Here is a 13,245-nt window from a genome sequence, read left to right as displayed (position 1 = left end):
CCTCCTCAAACATCCAGCTCCTCCACGAACTGCGCGTTCTCCTGAATATACTGGAACCGTAGTTCGGGCTTTTTCCCCATCAACCTTTCCACCAGATCGCCGGTCTCGTTCGGCTCGTCGTCGTGGATCGTCACCCGGATCAGCTTGCGCGTGTCGGGGTGCATCGTGGTCTCTTTCAGGTCCTTCGCGTCCATCTCGCCCAGACCCTTGAAGCGCTGCACGTCGATCTTGCCTTTGCCGCCCAGACCTTTCTCCAGCATCGCGTCCTTCTCGGCGTCGTCGGCCACATAGACGCGCTTGGCGCCCTGGGTCAGGCGATAGAGCGGCGGGCAGGCCAGATAGAGGTGCCCCTGATCGATCATCGGGCGCATCTGGGTGAAGAAGAAGGTCATCAGAAGCGAGGCGATGTGGGCTCCGTCGACATCCGCATCGGTCATGATGATGATCTTGTCGTAGCGCAGATCGTCGACGTTGAACTTGGTGCCGAGCCCCACGCCGAGCGCCTGCGTCAGATCGTTGATCTCCTGGTTCGAGCCGAGCTTGGAGCTTGCCGCGCCGAGCACGTTGAGGATCTTGCCGCGGAGCGGCAGCAGCGCCTGGTTCTTGCGGTCGCGCGCCATCTTGGCCGAGCCGCCTGCCGAGTCGCCCTCGACGATGAACAGCTCCGTGCCCGAACGGTTCGTGGCCGAGCAATCGACCAACTTGCCGGGCAGACGCAGCCGCTTGGTGGCCGATTTGCGCTGGGTCTCTTTCTCTTGCCGGCGCTTGAGGCGTTCCTCGGCGCGCAGCACGAGGAAATCGAGGATCGCGCCTGCGGATTTCGTGTCCGAGGCCAGCCAGTTGTCGAAGTGGTCGCGCACGGCGCCTTCGACCAGACGCTGCGCCTCGACGGTGGCAAGGCGGTCCTTGGTCTGGCCCACGAATTCCGGCTCGCGGATGAAGCACGAGACCAGCGCACAGCCGCCTGTGATCAGGTCGTCGCGGGTGATCTGCGCGGCCTTCTTGTTGTTCACCAGCTCGCCATAGGCGCGGATACCCTTGAGGATCGCCGACCAGAAGCCCGCCTCGTGGGTGCCGCCCTCGGGCGTCGGCACGGTGTTACAGTAGGACTGGATGAAACCGTCGCGCGACGGCGTCCAGTTGATCGCCCATTCGACCGAGCCCGGCACGTTGAACTTCTCGCGGAACTCGACCTTGCCCGAGAAGGGGCGGTCGGCATAGGTGCTTGCGCCGCTCAGCGTCTCGGTCAGGTAATCGGCGAGGCCGCCGGGGAAATGGAACGTGGCCTCGGTCGGCGTTTCGCCGTCATCGACCTCGGACTTCCAGCGAATCTCCACGCCCGAGAAGAGATACGCCTTCGAGCGCACCATCTTCAGCAGGCGCGCGGGCTTGAAACGGTGATGGCCGAAGATCTGCTCGTCGGCATGGAAGGTGACGGTGGTGCCGCGACGGTTGGGCGCCGCGCCGATCTTCTGCACCGGACCTTCGGGGATGCCGCGCGAGAAGCGCTGTTCATACAGCTCCTTGTTCTTGGCGACCTGAACGACCATCGAATCCGACAGCGCGTTGACCACCGAGGCGCCCACGCCGTGCAGACCGCCCGAGGTCTCGTAGGCGTCGCCCGAGAACTTGCCGCCCGCGTGCAGCGTGCAGAGGATGACTTCCAGCGCGGATTTGCCGGGGAATTTCGGGTGCGGGTCGATCGGGATGCCGCGCCCGTTGTCGCGGATGACGACGGAATGATCGGCGAGCAGCTCGACCTCGATGCGGTTGGCGTGACCGGCCACCGCTTCGTCCATCGAGTTGTCGAGCACCTCTGCCACCATGTGATGAAGCGCGCGCTCGTCCGTGCCGCCGATATACATGCCGGGGCGTTTTCGCACGGGTTCGAGACCTTCGAGCACCTCGATCGAGGAGGCGTCATAGGAATCGGTCTGGGGCGTCAGAAGATCGTCGGCCATGCTGCTCGCTTTCTCTTGTAGTTTTCTAAACAAGAGATACCGCAGGTTGGGGCGGAGGAGCAAGAAGACCCCACCGCCCCGATCCGCTTCGAAAGCCCCACACCCCCGAAAACGTCCGGCCCTTACGCGACGCGCGCCATGAGCAGCATCGACCCCACCGCCATCGCGATACCGAAGACTTCCCGCAAGGCGAGTTTTTCACCGAACAGGACGACTCCCATCGTAACCAGAGCCATCAATGTGAAAAGCGCCGAGGCCACGCCCGTTTGTGCCAGCGACACATGCCGCAAGGCCAGAAACCAACCTGCTGCCGAAGCGGCGTAAAGCACGCAACCTAGGAAGACAGACGGCGAATGCAGCGCGTGACCTTTATCAACGGCGGATTTCAGAACGAAATCTCCCGCGATCACGATCAGCGTCGCACCCAAACACAGGCTGTATCCAAGCAAAGCAGACATGGTTACCTCGAACCCTCTTCACCCCGACAAAATGACGTAAGGGAAGCTGTATTGCTAAGAGGAATTCACCCCGCTGCGGAAAACCCGACCACTTGGTCAGGGAGACCTGACTGAAAGGCGAAGTTGGGTTGAGCGCCTGCCCATCGCTTGAGCAGAGCGCGTATCCGCGCCGTCTTCGCATACACCTTTCGAATTAGGCGCGACGCGAGGTTCGCCGAATCAAACCGCCTCGGCTTCGCGCTTCTCCCACATCGCGCGGAAGGCTTTGCGGCTCTGGCACAGTTTGATCCAGCTTTGCAGGCGCGGGTAGGGGGCGAGGAACTCCGGGTGGTCCTGCCCGTAGCGCAGAACCTCGGCCAGATTGAGATCGGTCACGGTGAACCGGCCGCCCACGATATGGCTATGCGTCTCGAGATGGGTCTCGAGCGTGGTCAGCGGCCGGGCGAGCTTCGAGCAGAGAGACGCGATCTCGGCCTTGCCTTCGGGCGTGTCCTGCTCCTTGCGGCGATAGACGAAGCTGAGCGCCAGCGCGTCGGTCTCGATCCAGGTCGCGGCGAAGAGCGCCCATTGCTCCATTTGCGACAGTTCGCGCTCGTGCGCAGGGGCGAGCGGCCCTCCCGCCTTGCGTGCGAGATGCAGGTTGATCGCGAGCGACTCCGTCAAGATAAGCCCGTCTTCCTCCAGCACCGGGATCGCGCCCATCGGCGAGAGCTTGCGAAATTCGGGCGAGCGGGTGTTGAGCGGAACCTCCGGCGCGAGCGGATCCTTGAAACGGTTCGCCTGCACGACTCGGCGCAGACGGAACGGCAGGCCCAACTCCTCGAGCAACCACAGCGCCCGGCTCGCCCGCGAATGATAGTTGCCGTAGATCGTGATCATGTCCGTTCCTTCGTTTCGCTCGATTTTGTGGCGTTTTTGCCGCCGGAGGCCCAGCAGACACGGGTTTTTGATGCGTATCAAGGCACATCACGCGGGATTGCGCGATGCTCCGCAAGGTTCAGCCAACGGAGGGATACGCATGAAAGATCAGCTCATGAGCGACGCGACGAAACCGGCCAAGGCCGCAGCCGGGAAGGCAGAGGCTGTCGTCAAGCCGATCGATCCCGCCGAGGCGCATCCCGCGATCACCCCGCCAGAGCCGAAGGCGACCGGCCCGAAGAGCTTCCCGCGCGTCGATCCCAGTGCGGTGCGGCTGGCTTTCGAGACCGGGAAATACCCCTACAAGCGCAAGATGGCGCGCGCCGCCTATGAGAAAGAAAAGGCGGAGCTTCAGGCGGAGCTGCTGAAGGTCCAGAAATGGGCGCAGGAGAGCGGCGAGAAATTCGTGATCCTTTTCGAGGGCCGCGATGCGGCGGGCAAGGGCGGTACGATCAAGCGCTTCACCGAACATCTCAACCCGCGCTTTGCCCGGGTCGTCGCACTCAACAAGCCCTCGGAAGAGGAACTCGGTCAGTGGTATTTCCAACGCTATGTCGAGCATCTGCCGACCGCGGGCGAGATGACCTTCTATGATCGCAGCTGGTATAACCGCGCGGGTGTGGAGCGCGTGATGGGCTTCTGCAAACCCAACGATTACCTCGAATTCATGCGCCAGACCCCGGAGTTGGAGCGGATGTTCGTGCGCTCGGGGGTTCGGCTTTACAAGTACTGGTTCTCGGTCACCCGCGAGGAGCAGCGCCGCCGCTTCCAATCGCGCGAAACCGATCCGCTCAAGCGCTGGAAGCTGTCGCCGATCGATCTGGCGAGCCTCGATCGCTGGGACGATTACACCGAGGCGAAAGAGGCGATGTTCTTCTACACCGACACCGCCGATGCGCCATGGACCATCGTGAAGTCGAACGACAAGAAGCGCGCGCGGCTGAACTGCATGAAGCATTTCCTGTCGACGCTGGACTATCCCGACAAGGATCCCACGATCGCAACGCCGCCCGATCCGCTGATCGTGGGCCATGCGAGCCATGTCGTGCATTCGTCCGAGCATATTCTTGGCGCATCTCTTCATCCCGATCAGCGCCGCGTGACCAAATCCTGAGCATGTGATTGCCGATGGCGATTTCGGTGACCGGTGGGGCTTGTCCCTCCGCCGGTTGCATTCCATGTGAAAGGTAACAACCGGAGGAGAGCATGGGCTGGAACGAAAGATTCGCCGGAGAAGAGTATCTCTATGGCACGACCCCGGCGGATTTCGTGGCGCGTCAGGCATGGCGTCTCGCTCCGGGGGCGCGGCTTCTGAGTATCGCTGACGGCGAAGGTCGTAACGGCACCTATCTCGCCAGCCTCGGAGTGCAGGTCACAGCCCTCGAGCCGTCGGAAAACGCGCGCCGCAAGGCCGCGGAACTGGCGCAGGAGCGGGGCGTGTCGATGCAGACGATCGACGCCGACCTGCGTGGCTACGATTGGCCGCGCGGGGAATATGACGCCGTTCTCGCCTGTTTCATCCAATTCGCCGATACTGCCTTTCGGGCGGAGATTTTCGACGGTATCGCGACCGCGCTCAAACCGGGCGGGCTCGCATTGATCCACGGTTTCGCGCGCCGCCAGCCGCGCTACGGCACGGGCGGACCGGGGGTCGTGGAGCAGCTCTACGATCTCGATCTCCTGCGCGATGCCTTCCCGCGCTGGGAGGTGCTGCATCAGGCCGATTACGATGCCGATCTCGACGAGGGCGCGGGCCATTCAGGCCGCGCGGCGCTGATCGATTTCGTCGCCCGTAAACCCGAGCGGTGATTCCGCAGATTTCGGCATAAAGTCAGGGTTTCGCGCGGCTTATACGCGGGGTGCCTGACTTTCCGTCGCAACTTAAGTGCGATTTCTAGGCGATTTGCGCGTTCGATCGGCAATAGGCCGGAACCTGCCTAAGACCCGGTGCCTCCCTATCGTCCCGGTAGGGGAAATGTGTGCCTGCGCACATAGGAGTGTCTTCGGATTGACACGAATGCGTGTAACCTCAAACCTGTACGTTTCTTGCCATCGCAGATTGGAGTTCCACATGCGTAAGCCTCTCCTCGCCCTGACCTTCACCCTCGCCGCCAGCGCCGCTTTCGCGCAGTCGCCCAAAGACGCTGTCGAAGCGCGCCAAGGTTTCTTCGATTTGCTCGGCGCCCAGATGGCCGTGCTCGCGCCGATGGCGCAGGGCAAGATGGACTTCGACGCAGCCAAGGCACAGACCGCCGCCAACAACATCGCGGCGCTCGCGAAGGTCGACATCTCGCCGCTCTTCGTCGAAGGCACTTCGGTCGACGACATGATGGAGACCCACGCGAAGTCGGAAATCTGGTCGAACATGGATCTGTTCATGGAAAAGGCGGATGCCCTCCATCAGGCCGCGGCGGAAATGCCCGATGCGGCAGGCAGCCTCGAGACGCTGCAGCCGGCGGTCGGTAAGCTCGGCGGCACCTGCAAGAGCTGCCACGACGAGTTCCGTTCGAAGTAACGCAGAATGAAAGACACCGCCGCCTCCCCCGCGAAGAAAACCGTCACGGTCTGGGACCCTGTCGTGCGTCTGTTCCACTGGCTTCTGGTGGCGGCTTTTGCCGCCGCCTGGGGTCTCGGGGAATGGGGGCCGAACCAGATGACATGGCATTTCTATGCCGGCTACGCGATCGCGGGGCTGCTGGCGGTGCGTCTGATCTGGGGATTCGTGGGGTCGCGCACGGCGCGGTTCTCGCATTTCCTCTATGGACCCAAGGAGGTGGCGAATTATCTTCGCCACCTGCCATCCAAGGAAAGCTCCGGCCATGTCGGGCATAATCCGCTGGGCGGCTGGTCGGTTCTCGTGATGCTCGCGCTGCTGATCGTGCAGGTCGTGACCGGGCTGACCTCCGATCCGCAGGATTACATCAACGTCGGTCCCCTTGCGGGCTCCGTGCCCGAGAGCATCAGCACGAGCTGGGCGCCGAAAATCCACGAATTCGTGGCGACCCTGCTGCTGATCGTCGTTGGAATCCATATCGCGGCCATCGTCTATTACCGGACGTGGAAGGGTGTGAACCTCGTGAAGCCGATGATCACGGGTAAGAAAGAAGTAGGCGAGTAACCGCTCTCTTGACCACCGCGTCGGGCGGGGCTAGCGCTCGCCCATGACGAGCACCGACCCATCCCAGAGCGCGCCACCGCCTCAGCCGCAAAACCAAGCGATGCCTCTCGCCCGCCACGTGCGGGCGATCTTCACTTTGGGTCTGCCGCTGATCGGCTCCAACCTCGCGCAGATGCTGCTCAACGTGACTGATACCGTGATGGTGGGCTGGTATGGCGTCGAGGCGCTGGCGGCGCTGGTGCTGGGTACCTCCTATTTCTTCTCGATCTTCATGCTGGGCAACGGGATCGCGCTGGCGGTGATGGGGCGCGTCTCGGCAAGCTTGGGCGCGGATGACGAGGTGCAGGCGCGGCGCGACACACGAATGGGGATCTGGCTGTCGATCCTGTTCGGGCTCGCGATGCTGCCGGTCTTCTGGAATTCCGGCGCGGTGCTGGAGATGCTGGGTCAGAAGCCCGAGATCGCGGCGCTCGCACAGGATTACCTGCGCATCCTCGGCTTCGCCCTCGCTCCCGGCCTCGCGATGATGGTGATCCGCTCGTACCTGTCCGCGCAGGAGCGAACGGCGGTGCTGCTCTGGATCACGCTGGGGGCTGTCCTGCTGAACGCGGGCGTCAACTGGATCCTGATCTTCGGCAATTGGGGCGCGCCGGAACTGGGCGTGCGCGGCGCGGCCATCGCCTCGCTGAGCGCGATGGTGCTGAACTTGGTCGCGCAAGCGATCTATGCCGCGCGTGCGCCGGGCCTGACCCATATCCGGCTGTTCCAGCGTTTCTGGCGACCCGATTGGGAGGCGTTCTGGATCGTCGCGAAAATGGGCCTGCCGGTGGGGCTGACCTCGGTGGCGGAAGGCTCGATGTTTCAGGCCTCGGCGCTGATGATGGGCTGGATCGGCACGATCGAACTCGCCGCGCACGGGATCGCGCTGCAGGTCTCCTCGATCACCTTCATGGTGCATGTCGGCCTGTCGAACGCCGCCACCGTGCGGGCGGGCCGGGCGCATGGGAAGCGTGACCCGCGCCTTTTGCGTGACGGGGCGCGGGTGGTGACAGGGCTCTCCGTGGGGTTCGGTCTGCTGACGGTGGCGGTCTTCGTCTTCGCCGGTCCTTGGCTCACGCGGCTCTTTCTCGATGCCGACAATCCGGCCACGCCGGAGATCGTCCTTTACGGCGTGCGTTTCCTGATGGTCGCGGCGATCTTCCAGCTGTTCGACCTGATGCAGGTGATGGCGCTGGGCCTATTGCGCGGCGTGCAGGACACGCGCGTGCCGATGTGGATGGCGGTGGCGAGCTATTGGCTGATCGGTATCCCGGCGAGCTACTTTCTCGCCTTCACGCTCGATTTCGGCGGCGTCGGGCTTTGGCTCGGCCTCGTGCTTGGCCTCGCTTCGGCAGGGGCGATGATGATGCGGCGGTTCTGGCGCGGGCCGTGGTTGCAGCCGCGCCAGTCAGTCGCTTAACGCACGCCGAGCCCCGCCTTCATCAGCGTCTTGCGCACCGGTCCGAGCGAATAGAGCGCGCCCAGAACGCCTGCGCGCAGGTCGCGCAGCGGCTGAGATTCCACCATCGAAGCGCGGTTGAGCAGATCGATCCCCACTTCGCGCGCCTTCACCTCCGGCCAGCGGCGGCGGTGATAGGCGTCGAGCATCTTCGCCTCGCCCAGATGCACCGGGTCTTCCTCGGCCAGCTTCAGAAGGCAGGCGAGGTCGGCGAGGCTCATGTTCAGCCCCTGCGCGCCGATCGGCGGAATGACATGCGCAGCCTCGGCGATCAGGGCCACGCGCTGGCCCGAGAACCGATCCGCGATCTGCGTCATCATCGGCCAGACCGCGCGGCGGGTCTCCAGCTTCAGCGGCCCGAGAAGCCCGGTCGAGCGTTCCATGATCGCCGCTTCGAATTCTTCCGTGGGCAGCGTGGCGAGGCGTTCGGCCTCGGCGGCGCGTTCCATCCAGACGATCGCGGAAGAGGGCTTGCCGTCACGATCAGGCAGCGGCACCAGCGTGAACGGACCGCCCGAGCGGTGGATCTCGGTCGAGACATTGTCATGCGGGATCGGGTGGGTGACCGCGAAGGCCAGCGCCTTCTGGCCATAGCGGATCGTCTTGACGCCAAGCCCCGCCGCTTCGCGCACGAAGGAATTGCGGCCATCGGCCCCGATCACGAGACGGGCGCGCACATGGGTGCCGTCGGAGAGCGTCACCTCGGCACCGCTTTCGCGGGTCACGAGGCCGGTCGTCGCGACGCCGGGGCGGAAATCGACGAGCGGGTTATCGGCCAGCGCGGCCACCAGCTCGCGGCGCAGCAGCCAGTTCGGGAAATTCCAGCCGAAGGGCTCGTCGGACAGATCGGCCGCGTCGAAATCGCGGGTCAGGCGCGCGGTCGGGCTTTCGCCGCCCGCATCCACGATCCGCATGATCTGCAGCGGCGCGGCATAGGGCAGGAGCCGATCCCAGATACCCGCCGCCTGCAGCACCTCGCGCGACGGGCGCAGGAACGCAGTCGAGCGCATATCCGCGCCCTCTGCCGCCTCTTCGGTGACCGGCTGCGTGGGGTCGACGCAGATCGTGGTGAAGCCCGCCTGCCCGAAGGCCGCGGCTGCGGTCAAACCGGCGACGCCGCCGCCGGAAATCAGGATATCGGTGTCGATGGGTGTGCGGGTCTCGGCCATGGGGCGCCTCCGTCAATGTCCGTGCCACTTTGCCCTCCGGCGCGGGCAGGTGCAATGATCCGCCGCCGGGATGCGACGCGGCGACACAGCGAAACGCAAGTCGGGGGTGTGCAGGTCCCGCAACGCGGGGCGCAAAAAAGAAACAGCCCGGATCGCGCGGATCCGGGCCGTGTTCGCCAAGGGCGAGAATTCTTCTAATGCGACGTCAGCCGCCTGCGGTCATCACCACGATGAGGCCGAGCATGATCCAGGTGGCGCCCACGGCCCAGAGGATCAGGCCGCCAAGGCCCATGATCGCGACCATGCCCGCGGCCAGAGCCACGACGACAAGCGCGAGGGTGAACATGAAAGCCGGCGAAATCTGCTTGTGCTCGGTTTCGGAATGATCGGCCACATAGGCCGAAACGCCGGAATCGGCGGTCGTCATGGTCATAATCGATTCTCCCGTTTGCTGTCTCCCTGACAGGCCACCGTGATTTAAAGATGCATCTCGTTTCGATAAAGATGCGAAGCCGTGCCATATTGTCGCAGCGCCGTCACTTTCCCTTCATGCGCGCGTGATTTTGCGCAGGAACCCGGCGAGATCGGCTGTGTGATAGTGGATGTGATCCTCCGGCGCGGGGGCAGGGGCGACATGCACGGTCTTCATCCCGATCGCATGGGGATGGCGCAGGTTGCGGGCGTCGTCTTCGAACATCGCACCGCGGTCGGGCGCGATCCCGGCCTGCGCGAAGACCCGGTCGAAAGCTTCGGCGCGGGGCTTGGGGTGAAACTCGGCATGTTCGACGCCATAGATCCCGTCGAACAGCCCCGTCAGCCCGCGCGCCGCGATCACCCGCGTCGCATAGGGGGCCGAGCCGTTCGTATAGACGATCTTGCGCCCCGGCAGGGCTTCGATGCCTGCGCGCAGTGCCTCATCCACCACCAGATGGTCGAGCGAGATCTCGTGCACCTCGTGCAGATAGGGGGCAGGATCCACGTCGTGCTCGTGCATCAGACCCGCCAGCGTGGTGCCGTAAAGCTGCCAATAGTGGTTGCGCAGATGGTCGGCCCGCGCGCGATCGACGCCCAGCGAGCGCATCACGAAATCGGTCATCTTCACTTCGATCTGGTCGAAGAGACGCGCCTCTGGCGGGTAGAGCGTGTTGTCGAGATCGAACACCCAGGCGTCGACATGCGCGAAATCGGCAGCGAGATCGCGGTCGGCAGGGGTGGCGGAGGCGGGGGCAGGCGCGGAGCTGTCTGTCATGGGCTGCAAGCTAGGTCGCGGGGCGCGCAGGTGCAATCTGCTTGTCACCGGGGGCGGCCCGCGCCTAATCTCTGGCAGAACGCGAAAGCAGGTTGCATGCAAAAAGACGCCTACACTCTCATACTCGACGCCATCGACGAAGGCGTTTACCGCCCCGGGGACCGTTTGGTCGAATCCGAATTGGCGGAGCGGTTCGGAGTGTCACGCACCCCGGTACGCGAGGCGCTGCAACGGCTGGAAACCCAGCAAATGCTGGCCCGCGACGGGCGGTCGCTGATCGTGGCCTCGCTCGATCACAACCAGCTGGCGGAGCTCTATATCGTGCGCGCCGAACTGGAGGCGCTGGCCGCGCAGCTGGCGGCGAAACATGCGGCGCCCGAAGAGGTCCGCGTGCTGCAGAACATGATCGACGAGGATCGCGGGCAACTGGACGATCCCGAGGCGTTGAGCCGGGCCAATCGCCGGTTCCACCACCAAATTCACCTCGCCTCGCATAATCGTTACCTTGTCCAGCAGCTCGACCTCGTGCACCGCTCGATGGCGCTTCTCGCGACGACCTCGCTTGCGGTGAAGGGCCGGGGCGAGGCTGCGCTCGACGAGCATCAGGCGATTGTCGATGCGATCCGCGAAGGCAATGGCGATGCGGCTGCCTCGGCACTGCGCGCCCATATCTCGCGCGCCTTCGAGACGCGCCTCACGCTCGACGCTGCGCATCACGGCACGGCGGGCCACTGGGCCGAGGCGCTCTGATCAGCCGATAAGCGGCGCACGCGCCAGACGCTGCGGTCCGGGCTTTGCCCCGGCCTGTGCGGCTGCGACTTCCTCGAGAAGCCTGTGCTGCGCGCTGTCCGGCGCTGTGCTGCTATGGGCATCGAAAATGCCGTGGCTCGTCTTGTCCCAGTAGAAGGGCCGCGCGACCAACTCATACAGCGCCTTCCAGCCTGCCAGCGCCCCCAGCGGGTAATAGAGATGCAGCGTCGGCACCCATTTGATCAGATGGCGATGCTCCGCGCTGCGGCAGGCCCAGGCCGAGGTCGTGATCGCGATCAGCTCCGACAGGATGAAGGTGCCCATGACAAGCGCGAAGGCGGGGCCGGGCAGGGCGCTCGCGATCGGATGCCAGACCCCGAACAGCGCGAGCCAGAAGCTCCACAGTACCGGGGCCAGAACATATTGCGAGAGCGATCCGAGGATCAGGATTTGCACCCCGATGAAGCGTTTCGTTCCGAGATCGCGCCAGAGCTGCACGGGATCGCGCATATGGACCGCCCAGGTCATCGCATAGCCCTTGAGCCAGCGTGAGCGTTGTTTGACCCAGGGCACAGCGCGGCAGTTGGCTTCCTCGTAGGTAACCGCCGGGATCAATTCGGTGCGGTAGCCGTGTCGCGCGAGGCGCACGCCGAGATCGGCATCTTCGGTCACGTTATGGGCGTCCCAGCCGCCCAGCTTCTCCAGCGCGTCGCGGCGGAAGAACAGGGTCGTGCCGCCCAGAGGCACGACGAAACCGAGCCGCGCGAGCCCCGGCAGGAACATCCGGAACCATGTCGCATATTCCACGGTGAAACAGCGTGCGAGCCAGTTGGTGCGCGGATTGTAATAGTCGAGGATGCCTTGCAGGCAGGCGGTCTCGGGTGGGGCCGCGAGGAAGCGTTGGGCGGCGATCTGCAGCTGATCCGGTTCGGGCGCGTCCTCGGCATCCCAGATCCCGATCACCGATCCGCGGCAGAAGTTCAGCGCGTAGTTGAGCGCGCGCGGCTTGGTCTTGATCGGCCCGTCCGGCACCGTGACCACCCGCATCCAGCGCGGCAGATCGGCGCCGGATAGGGCTGCCAGAGTCATTGCGTCGGTCTGCTCGACGACGAGGATCACGTCGAGCAATTCGCGCGGATAGCGCAGCTTGCCGAGCCGTTCGACCAGTCGTGCGGCGATGTCCGTCTCGCGAAAGAGCGGGACCATCATCGAGATGATCGGGAGCCGTCCCCTTGGCGCGCTACGGTCGCACGGGTCAGGGGCGGGACGGCGGCGGGCGGTGAGTTCGCTCGCGAAAGCGGCCAGTTTGAGCGCTATGGAGCCTACGAGCGTGAGCATCACCCATGCGAAGAGAATGCCGATCAGGAGAGAAGGTGCGAGCCACAGGCCGAGACCCGTCACCACGAGAAACCCCGCCGCAATCCGGCTTGCACGCTTTTCGTTATGGTCACGGCAGCTCTCGGCCGGGTCGACCTTGATCTCGGCGCGGCGGATCAGGGCGGTCTGGCGGCGGGCCAACAAGCTGTCATGGATGCAGCGTTCCGGCGCCAGCACCAGCCTGTAGGGCGCGTGGCGCGCGGGCAGGGCGTCGCGCAGCGCTTCGAAATCCTCGGGCCGTGCGGTCGCGATGAGGGTCACGCCGCCCACGCGCCGCCACGGCACCATCGCATGCCTCAGGCACAGTTCCGCCCCGACAGCGTCGATCAGGCGTGGATCCGGAGGAGAGGCCTGCAGATCGACGACCGAGGCGTGCCATTGCTCGGCCAAGGCCGCTAGCAGATCGGCCTCGCGCACCCAGCCATTGGCCAAAAGAATGTCGCCCAGCCGCACATCCTCGCGTTGCCGCAGCGCTGCGGCCTTGAGCAGATTGCCCGGGTCGATCGCACCTCGGTCCAGCAGGATTTGCCCCAAGGGCGGTCGGTCGGCACGGCTGGGTTTGCGGTCGGGCTTGCCCAGCGGATCACGCTTGGATCGCACCAGCGCGCCAGACGAATTCGCCGGTGAAGCGCGCTGCGCGCTTTCCGCTGGTTCTGCTATCGCCGCCGGTATTTCGAGAAGCTGTCGCCGCGCGCCGCCCATGCCAATCCTCGCATCTGTCCCGCAGGGCAGAATGCGAACGCTTGG

The 13,245-nt window shown here is 64.6% G+C and carries 13 protein-coding genes; 6 read left to right on the top strand and 7 right to left on the bottom strand.

Annotated elements, in window-relative coordinates:
- Positions 1-5: 5 nt before the first annotated feature.
- The 3 genes from parE to BMI91_RS04010 form a co-directional block, all read right to left on the bottom strand.
- A complete protein-coding gene (gene parE, locus BMI91_RS04020) occupies positions 6-1,961 on the bottom strand; it encodes a DNA topoisomerase IV subunit B (protein ID WP_078604017.1) in 1,956 nt (651 codons plus the stop codon).
- Positions 1,962-2,083: 122 nt separating this feature from the next.
- Positions 2,084-2,419, bottom strand: a complete 336-nt coding sequence (locus BMI91_RS04015) for a hypothetical protein (protein WP_146673461.1) — start codon at positions 2,417-2,419, stop codon at positions 2,084-2,086.
- Between the two features lie 219 nt (positions 2,420-2,638).
- The gene (locus BMI91_RS04010; protein ID WP_078519782.1) at positions 2,639-3,298 is read right to left on the bottom strand and encodes a glutathione S-transferase family protein; all 660 of its coding nucleotides are present in this window, start codon (positions 3,296-3,298) and stop codon (positions 2,639-2,641) included.
- A gap of 139 nt (positions 3,299-3,437) precedes the next feature.
- Between BMI91_RS04010 and ppk2 the strand changes: the two genes are divergently transcribed.
- The 5 genes from ppk2 to BMI91_RS03985 all read left to right on the top strand — a co-directional run bounded on the left by ppk2 (position 3,438) and on the right by BMI91_RS03985 (position 7,914).
- Entirely contained in the window at positions 3,438-4,451 is a 1,014-nt protein-coding gene (gene ppk2, locus BMI91_RS04005; protein WP_078599545.1) for a polyphosphate kinase 2, read from the top strand.
- A 92-nt stretch (positions 4,452-4,543) separates the two neighbouring features.
- Positions 4,544-5,146, top strand: coding sequence for an SAM-dependent methyltransferase (locus BMI91_RS04000; RefSeq protein WP_078569549.1), 603 nt, complete (start codon positions 4,544-4,546; stop codon positions 5,144-5,146).
- Between the two features lie 262 nt (positions 5,147-5,408).
- A complete protein-coding gene (locus BMI91_RS03995) occupies positions 5,409-5,852 on the top strand; it encodes a c-type cytochrome (RefSeq protein WP_078519779.1) in 444 nt (147 codons plus the stop codon).
- 6 nt (positions 5,853-5,858) lie between these two features.
- A complete protein-coding gene (locus BMI91_RS03990; protein ID WP_078604016.1) occupies positions 5,859-6,455 on the top strand; it encodes a cytochrome b/b6 domain-containing protein in 597 nt (198 codons plus the stop codon).
- A gap of 100 nt (positions 6,456-6,555) precedes the next feature.
- Positions 6,556-7,914 (top strand): MATE family efflux transporter, encoded by a 1,359-nt coding sequence (locus BMI91_RS03985; RefSeq protein WP_078604015.1) that lies wholly within the window; start codon positions 6,556-6,558, stop codon positions 7,912-7,914.
- On the opposite strand, the gene BMI91_RS03980 is transcribed toward BMI91_RS03985, so the two are convergent.
- From BMI91_RS03980 to BMI91_RS03970, 3 genes are all read right to left on the bottom strand, one after another.
- Positions 7,911-9,122 (bottom strand): UbiH/UbiF family hydroxylase, encoded by a 1,212-nt coding sequence (locus BMI91_RS03980; RefSeq protein ID WP_078604014.1) that lies wholly within the window; start codon positions 9,120-9,122, stop codon positions 7,911-7,913. The two genes, BMI91_RS03985 and BMI91_RS03980, sit on opposite strands and share 4 nt — an antisense overlap.
- 205 nt (positions 9,123-9,327) lie before the next feature.
- The gene (locus BMI91_RS03975) at positions 9,328-9,555 is read right to left on the bottom strand and encodes a hypothetical protein (RefSeq protein ID WP_078604013.1); all 228 of its coding nucleotides are present in this window, start codon (positions 9,553-9,555) and stop codon (positions 9,328-9,330) included.
- A gap of 114 nt (positions 9,556-9,669) precedes the next feature.
- Complete coding sequence (locus BMI91_RS03970; RefSeq protein WP_078604012.1) at positions 9,670-10,371, bottom strand: pyrimidine 5'-nucleotidase; 702 nt, start codon at positions 10,369-10,371, stop codon at positions 9,670-9,672.
- 96 nt (positions 10,372-10,467) lie between these two features.
- Here BMI91_RS03970 and BMI91_RS03965 point away from each other — a divergent pair, with 96 nt between their 5' ends.
- Positions 10,468-11,121 (top strand): GntR family transcriptional regulator, encoded by a 654-nt coding sequence (locus BMI91_RS03965; protein WP_078519773.1) that lies wholly within the window; start codon positions 10,468-10,470, stop codon positions 11,119-11,121.
- On the opposite strand, the gene BMI91_RS03960 is transcribed toward BMI91_RS03965, so the two are convergent.
- Positions 11,122-13,098, bottom strand: a complete 1,977-nt coding sequence (locus BMI91_RS03960; RefSeq protein WP_244176547.1) for a glycosyltransferase family 2 protein — start codon at positions 13,096-13,098, stop codon at positions 11,122-11,124.
- Positions 13,099-13,245 lie beyond the last annotated feature (147 nt).

It is taken from the genome of Thioclava sediminum (genome assembly GCF_002020355.1).
In the GTDB taxonomy this organism is placed as follows: domain Bacteria; phylum Pseudomonadota; class Alphaproteobacteria; order Rhodobacterales; family Rhodobacteraceae; genus Thioclava; species Thioclava sediminum.
The sequence above is the reverse complement of the archived record's forward strand: the minus strand, read 5'-3'. Positions and strand labels throughout refer to the sequence as shown.